The 7280-nt window shown below is 49.8% G+C and carries 6 protein-coding genes; 2 read left to right on the top strand and 4 right to left on the bottom strand.

The window, feature by feature from the left end; translation table 11 throughout:
* From VFG09_08290 to VFG09_08275, 4 genes are all read right to left on the bottom strand, one after another.
* Positions 1-362, bottom strand: a 362-nt coding sequence (locus VFG09_08290) for a hypothetical protein (protein HET6515144.1), incomplete at its 3' end; no start/stop codon positions are given.
* A 17-nt stretch (positions 363-379) separates the two neighbouring features.
* Entirely contained in the window at positions 380-1711 is a 1332-nt protein-coding gene (locus VFG09_08285) for a sigma-54 dependent transcriptional regulator (protein HET6515143.1), read from the bottom strand.
* A gap of 25 nt (positions 1712-1736) precedes the next feature.
* Positions 1737-3071, bottom strand: a complete 1335-nt coding sequence (locus VFG09_08280; protein ID HET6515142.1) for a sigma-54 dependent transcriptional regulator — start codon at positions 3069-3071, stop codon at positions 1737-1739.
* Between the two features lie 4 nt (positions 3072-3075).
* Positions 3076-4623, bottom strand: coding sequence for an ATP-binding protein (locus VFG09_08275; protein HET6515141.1), 1548 nt, complete (start codon positions 4621-4623; stop codon positions 3076-3078).
* A gap of 241 nt (positions 4624-4864) precedes the next feature.
* On the opposite strand from VFG09_08275, the gene VFG09_08270 reads away from it, so the two are divergent.
* Both VFG09_08270 and VFG09_08265 read left to right on the top strand, forming a co-directional pair.
* Positions 4865-6739 carry a cytochrome c3 family protein gene (locus tag VFG09_08270; GenBank protein ID HET6515140.1) on the top strand — a complete coding sequence of 625 codons (1875 nt, stop codon included), beginning with the start codon at positions 4865-4867 and terminating at the stop codon, positions 6737-6739.
* Between the two features lie 22 nt (positions 6740-6761).
* Positions 6762-7067 carry a hypothetical protein gene (locus tag VFG09_08265; GenBank protein ID HET6515139.1) on the top strand — a complete coding sequence of 102 codons (306 nt, stop codon included), beginning with the start codon at positions 6762-6764 and terminating at the stop codon, positions 7065-7067.
* Positions 7068-7280 lie beyond the last annotated feature (213 nt).

Below are 7280 nucleotides of genomic sequence, written 5' to 3'. Positions count from 1 at the left end.
GGTTCAACGTCCTGCCCCACGTATATGCGACCTTTCGGCACGAAATCAAAGGGAGTAAACTCCAGTTTATATCTCCAGAGTGTCAGACCGTCCCGGTAGATCGTGAGGAGATCGGCAAAGGCCTTCACCATCTCTCTGTCCTTCCTTGATTTCGCCCTGTTTTCGATCGTCGTTATTTCCGCAGAGAACCGGTGAAGACCCTCCTCGAACTGATCGTATGTCATGCCTGCATGGAGAGAAGCGTTGAGTGAAACTGCAGTCTGTTCCAACCTTTCAAAGGCCTTCTTATCCATGTCAGGCTGGCAGGCCTGAAAAAAAAGCAGGGCGCCCAGGAGGAATATGAGACGTCTAAACTCTTTCATAAGATCTCCGTGAAGACCTATCTCCTTTTCAAGAGTTTCCAAAGGCTGATCTCGGGGATGCCCAAAAGTCTCGCAGCCTCGGCCTTGTCCCCTTCGACAAGATCAAGCACCTTTGATGCGTAATCCCTCGATACTTCGTCGATCGTCTTTATCTGTTCAGTCTGGTAGGTCTCGATCCTGTACTTCGTTATGATCGTGGGCAGGCTCTCAGGCGTAATGAGAGGACCCTTTTCGAGGATCGCCGCTCTCTCTATAATGTTTTCGAGCTCTCTGACATTTCCGGGATAACTATAGTTTTCCAATACCCCCGTCGCCTCTTCGGTGAAACCATTAATCATGCCTCCTGAGTTCGATCGATACTTCTGGAGAAAAAAGGTGCAGAGCGGCTCAATATCCTCCCTCCGCTCTCTCAGGGGAGGGACGGTGATCTCAACACCCTTCAGTCTGAAGTAAAGGTCTTCCATGAATCTGCCTTCCCGAATGAGCTCCCTCATGTCCTGGTCCCAGGCGGAAAGGAGCCTGACATTAATCTCAACAGGCCTTAGCCTTCCTTCCATAGAGAACCGGCCGTCTTCTGCGACGTTGAGCAGTTTCGCCTGGAGAGGGGAGGGAAGGTCGCCAACGGCATCGACGAAGAGCGTGCCGCCATCGGCCACCTCCATAAGCCCCTTCTTTGTCCGCGTTGCGCCTGAAGCCGACGTCCGCTCGTATCCAAAGAGCTCTGCAGAGAGAAGATCTTCGGTCATCGTCGAGCAATTGAGGGAAAGGAAGGGCATACTCTCTCTTCTGCTCGTAAAGTGTATGATCTTTGCTATGATGCTCTTCCCCACACCCTTTTCACCGGTAAGGAGGACAGGAGAATCCGAATCCTTGATCTCCTCTACGGTAGCCATAATCCTCTTCATGCTCTCGCTTCGTGCGATGATCGAGACACCCTTGGACATTCCAAAAAAGGTCCTTAAGGCAAGATTCTCTTTCTTCAAGAGCTTCCGCTCATGGATATTCTTGATCTTCATGATGAGTTCATCGAGGTTGAATGGTTTTGTTATATATTCATAGGCCCCCTTCTTCATCGCTTCCACTGCCGAATCGACACTGGCGAAGCCCGTAACAACAAGCACCTCGACACGGGGGTCTCTCTCCTTCACCTTTTCGAGGAGCTCGATACCGTTCATACCCGGCATCCTGACATCGGTTACGAGGAGATCAAAATGTTCGCGTTCCATCAGGCCTAATGCCTCCGGACCGTTCCTGGCGCCCACAGCGTCATAGCCTTCTCTCTTCAGCGCATGGAGGAGCTGTTTCCGGGTAATGTCTTCGTCTTCAGCGATAATGATCCTGAAATTCATAGGGTCTCATGCAAGAGAGATGGTTTCATTCCTCTTCCTTGAGGATCCTCCAGAGGCTCGTCCTTGATATCCCCAGAACCTCTGCCGCCTTGGACTTGTTGCCCCCCACGAGATCGAGGACCTTCTCCGCATATTCTTTGTTGAGTTCGTCAATGGTCTTGATCCTGTCGGGTTCGATAGTCTCGATCTGGAACATCTTGATCGTCTCGGGCAGACTCTTTGGCGTGATGAGAGGGCCCTTCTCGAGGATCACCGCCCTTTCGATAATGTTTTCCAGTTCCCTGACGTTTCCGGGGAAACTGTAACCCTTTAGTACCCGCATCGACTCTTTCTCAAAGCCGCTGATCTTTTTCGACGTGTCTGCGAGATGTTTCTTGAGGAAGTATTCGCTGAGAGGCTCTATATCATCCCTGCGATCCCGCAAAGGCGGAATGAATATTTCCATGACGTTCAGCCGGTAATAGAGGTCCTCTCTGAATCTGCCTTCAGCGATGGCGGCCTTCACGTTCTGGTTCGTGGCGGCAATAAATCTCACGTCAACCTTGATGGGTCGTGTCCCTCCTACCCTGAAGAACTCTCCCTCTTCGATGACCTTGAGCAGTTTTGCCTGGAGATTCGGGGAGAGTTCAGCAATTTCGTCCATGAAGAGGGTCCCGGTGTCGGCTATCTCGATGAGACCCTGCTTGGTCCTGACCGCTCCTGTGAAGGCCCCTCTTTCGTGGCCGAACAATTCGCTTGCAAGGAGTTCCTCTGTGAAGGTTGCGCAATTAATGGAGAGAAAGGGCATGTTCTGTCTCTTGCTCGTGAAATGGACGATCTTGGCGAGGAGACTCTTCCCGACACCCGTCTCTCCGGTGAGGAGGATATTGCAATCCGAATCCGTGATGCTCTCGATGAGGTTCAGTATCTCCACCATGCTCTTGCTCTTCGCGATAATGGAGACCTTTTTGTCCATGCCGAGGAACGTCCTTAAGGCGATATTCTCCTTTCTCAGCTGCTTCTTTTCAGCGATCTTCTTCACCTTAAGTACCAGTTCATCCAGGTCAAAGGGTTTTGTTATGTAATCATAGGCGCCCCTCTTCATGGCATCGACTGCTGAACTGACAGTCCCATATCCCGTTATGATCATGGCCTCCATATCGGGGTTCATCTCTTTTGTTTTTTCAAGGAGCTCGATGCCGCTCATGCCGGGCATCTTTATGTCGGAAATGAGAAGATCGAAATGATTCTCTGATATCCTATCTAAGGCCTCCCGGCCGTCCCTTGCGCCGACAGTCTCATGCCCTTCCCTTTGGAGCGCGTAAAGAAGGTGTTTCAGGGTTATCTCTTCATCCTCCGCTACGAGAATCCTCAGCGCCATAGCCCTAGTCTCCCTTTGGCAATACGATAGAAAATGTCGTACCCTTCTCTCTTTCGCTCTCCACGCGAATCTCTCCGTTATGCCTCTTTACGATGTTAAATACAATCGCCAGGCCCAATCCCGTGCCCTTGTCCTTCGTCGTGAAGAAGGGTTCGAAGATCTTCTCCAGATCCTGGGGACCTATGCCCCTCCCGGCGTCGGACACCCTGATTTTGACATGGCGGTTTTCGTCCGATAGAGCCACGGATATGCTGCCCCGGCCGTTCATGGCTTCGACGGCATTGGTAAAGAGATTTATGAATACCCTCCTGATCTGCTCCTCGTCGGCCTTCATGAAGACTTCTTCCCTCGTGCTCTTCAGCGTGAAGGAGATGTCCGACATATTTACTGTGACCTTGAGTTTTTCGAAGACGTTCCTGATCATGTCAACAAGTTCAAATCTCGAGACCCTGAGCTCCTTCCCCCGTGCGTATTCAAGGAGATCGCCCACGATCCTTTTGACCCGCAGCGACTGGCTTACAATATCGTTGATCGTCTCGTTTAGAAAGGGTGAAAAGGCCCCTCCCGCCTCCTTCCGAAGGACCTGGGCGGAAAGATAGATGTTGTTCAGGGGGTTATTGAGTTCATGGGCAACTCCCGAGGCGAGCGTACCGATGGCAGCGAGTTTCTTGGACTGGAGGAGCTCTCTTTCCCTCTGGGCGAGCTGCTCCTCCATGGTATTGAATTTCTGTATGAGCGTTCCGACCTCGTCCTTTGTATTCCACCGTATCCCCGAAGATGGCATAGGCGCGAAATCGCCATGACCTGTCTTTTCAACGACATCGGTCAACAACTGCAATCGCCTGACGACGTTGCTGATGATAAAGAGGATGGTCCCGAAGCTGATGATGCCGAAGAGAGGGAAAAAAATGAGTATGGCGATGCCCGACATCCTGATAAAACGATCGACATTATCCCTGGCGGTCTTATCGAGTTCTTTCGAGACCGTCAGGATATTCTCGCCGGTCTTCCTGAGAGAATTTATCTCGATATCGAGTTCCTTCAAGGAGGAGATGAATTCATGATCCGATTGAAAAGAAAAGACATCCTGGAGATAGTACACGTCTTCAAGGGGTTTATCGAGAAAATTCGACTCGACGAGACGGCTCACCTTCATGTAGGCAGGGGAAGACCCTTTCAGTCTCCCCGATTCATCGGATACCGTATTGACCAATCTCTCTATCGCGCTGAACTGACTGCGGTATTCCCCTATCAGGTTTTTCAAGGAGGCTGTCCGCTCGGTCTTAGGAGGTGCCATGCCACCGAGTATGTCAACGAGTTCATTGAGATAGGTATAGATCGCCTTTGACTCGTCCGTTGCTTTCTCAGGTGCATAAAGGAAGTAATTCTTCTCGTGCCTCCTGAGCTGGAGAGACTTACTCCGTATTGTATCGGTGAGCTCAAGAAAGGTCGTCTCCTTCCTTATCTCGACGAAATTGAGATAAAGGAAGACCGAAAGCAGGGCGGTCATACATGCGCCTAAAAGGAAGCTGAGGATGATCTTCTTCTTCAAAGACATACTGCCCTATATTATCACCAACAGAGAGAAAAGAAAATATTGAGGAAGACTGCAAAAATAAAGGCAAAGACGGTCAAAAGCCCCCGAGAATGAACATCCACATTTTCGTGAGGGAGGGAGGAAGGCGGTTTCGAAAGATTATCCGAAAGTGTTTGATCGTGTCTAATGTATAATTATGATAAAAGGAGACGAATCGAGATAGTCATGATAACTCTTTGTATTGAACAGAGGAATAATGGAAACAAGGGTTGCTTTAGAGTTTCGTCGTTTGTTCCTTAAAGCGGTTGACCGTTTTTTGTCCTGTGCGTTAGCTATGCTGGGAGGAAGAATCTTTCTCTTTGTCATCTGTGTCTATACGGCAGGTGCCTCTCATTTATATGCCGGCGAGGAGTGTGTCAATTGTCATGGGAACATCGAAAGGATGAGGGAACTCGGGGCTCCTCAGTTCGTCATAACTCCTGCAGAGATTAAGGCGCAAACAAGAATGTCGGCGTCCTGCGGTGACTGTCATTTGGGTAATCCTTCGTCACCAACCCGTGAAGAGGCCCACAAGGGCCTCCTCTCTGCCAGGATTATCGATACGAAGTGGAATGCTTTCACACGGTCAGATCTCACCAAGGAGAATCTCAAGGAGTGGCCAACTACCGAACCAAGGGGCGGAAAAATGGCGACGCAGCTCATGCCAAAATTGAAGATCAAAGGGCAACTCAGAGACAACCGAGACTTCAAGCTGCTGATCTACCATGATAGAAATCCTGAGACACTCGCATTTAATCCGCTCATCGCTGAAAAGACATGCGGCCGGTGTCATGCCGACATAGTCAAGAGCTACCTCAAAAGCTCGATGGGGGGAGGGGTAAAAACCCATACCCAAGATCAATACGTGACATGGACCGGAAAAACGGGGCCCCAGAGCTGCGGGTTATGGGTGGGGTCCCTCGCTCAACCCGGTCAGGATGCATTTACGGACGAAAACCTCAAGACCTTTAACAGCCACACTTCCATGCCCATCACTCAGAAGATTGCATATAATGCTCAGAGAACCTGTAATCAATGCCATGTCGGATGCCTTGACTGCCATTTTAACCCTCAGAAACAGAGTGGCATGGAGAGCGGAAGCGGCCTTCATTCCTTCTCGAAAAAGCCGACTGTGCTCGCCTGTTATGGTGGGGGAAAATCTTTCAGCTGCCACGCCGGGCCCCTTGAAAGGAGACGCGGCGACGGCTATATGAGGGCAGACTTTACACAGGCAAGCACAAATGGCAAAGAGGTTCTAAAGGATAAGATGGACATACATATGCAGAGGAATCTGATGTGTGTGGATTGCCATGAGCCTAACAGGGAGACGGGATTTCATGCTGATCTGCGGAGGGACGTCGATTGTGCTCGATGTCACAGCAAAGAGGCCTCAGAACACGAGAAGGGCACGCACAGAAGGGTCGATTGCACTTCTTGTCATGTAGCCCTGATAGGAGGCTACGCGTTTAATTTCTGGACAGTCCGAGAGGAAAACCCGCTCACCAGACTCCAGGGGTATTTTGTTGATGCAGTGTCCCCCCTTCTCATAAGGAATCCAAAAGGTATATGGATACCCGTACACGTTGTGCCGCATATCTCAGGGAACGTAAAAGCTGACGACGTTGTATTGTCAAGGAAGTTGCTCTTTAGAGACAGGCCTGATTCCGAAATAAGCAGGGAGTATTTTTCTCATGACTCTTATGCCGTCACAGGACTCGTGCGCAACGTGGATGACAAGGACCATGATACGATGGTATGGCTCAACGTCGACAGGGTCGCTCATGGGGTAGGCAGATCGAGGACATGTGAGAGCTGCCACGCCTCTCGCTCACAGAGGATTCGTACGAGGTACGAGGCGGAAGGGGACACGTATAAAGATGTTGAGGATGGTGAATATACAATTGTCGCGGATCGGGAAGGACTTCGCCTTATTGACTTCAAAGGGCCTGACGGAGGCAGTATGCCCAGAGGCCTTGAGCCCTTTGCGGGCAAATGGACCTTGAAAGGCGATTTTTCTTTGCCTGAGATTACCGCTCGCAAGCTTTACGATAAGCTTGAAAACGATTATAAGAGCGGCAAGGTTGTTCATTAACTATTCCGGATAGGAGGACATAATGGCGACATCACGATTTGTCATGATAGCCGTAACACTGTTTCTGGTTGCGATCGTACCCTCTATCGCAATGGCGGAGGACGTCATAACCATAACGGGGACCGTTAAAGGGATAGATCTCACTACGAATACGATAATTGTCACGACGAATGAAGGCAAGGATGTGGCGATTACCGTGGAAGACAACGCTACCCTTGATAAATTCAGAAAACAGCGTATCAAGGTTGATGATGACGTGAGAGTAAAATACAAAGTAAGAGATGGAAAGAATGTGTCGACATCTTTTAGAAAATCCTCTGGATGTTAACTGGCTGATTATCTGGATAGGCGGAGGCAAGACCATAGATAGATATCGTTAACAAATCGAGTCATCCAAACTTATTAATGGTCTCATAATAGTCTGCACATTCTTGGCCGTCATTCCCGCGAAGGCGGGAATCCACTTTGAACAGAATGGATGCCCGACTAAGGATCTCGGGCATGACCAATAATAGGGAGCACATCTGTAAATATTATTTTG

This window comes from Thermodesulfovibrionales bacterium (genome assembly GCA_035686305.1).
Classification (GTDB): Bacteria; Nitrospirota; Thermodesulfovibrionia; order Thermodesulfovibrionales; family UBA9159; genus DASRZP01.
Note: the sequence above shows the minus strand (reverse complement) of the source record. Positions and strands in the feature narration are given on the sequence as shown.